We start from the raw sequence: 230 nt of genomic DNA, 5'->3' as shown, positions 1-230 counted from the left end.
TTCCAGGATCTGGTAAGCTTCTTTACCTACCTCGTTGAATTTTGGAAGTTGTTCAACGATCACATTATCAGGATACGCGCTTTTGTATTGGGAATCATCAGACACATACTGTCCGAAATGCCTAAACTCTTTCAGGTCTCCCTTTTTGAAGCCTTTTGCAGTCTCCTTACCGAATGGTTCATAGCCTCTTTGTCCGCCAATTCCCGGAATCTCATACTTCTGTTTCGTTT

General features: G+C 42.6%; 1 protein-coding gene. It reads right to left on the bottom strand.

Features of this window, described 5'->3' with window-relative positions:
• Window positions 1-230 (bottom strand): 2-oxoglutarate and iron-dependent oxygenase domain-containing protein (locus B0E34_RS00015; RefSeq protein ID WP_306460652.1); only part of this gene is annotated, 230 nt, incomplete at both ends.

This window comes from Chryseobacterium mucoviscidosis (assembly GCF_002177115.1).
Classification (GTDB): domain Bacteria; phylum Bacteroidota; class Bacteroidia; order Flavobacteriales; family Weeksellaceae; genus Chryseobacterium; species Chryseobacterium mucoviscidosis.
Note: the sequence above shows the minus strand (reverse complement) of the source record. Positions and strands in the feature narration are given on the sequence as shown.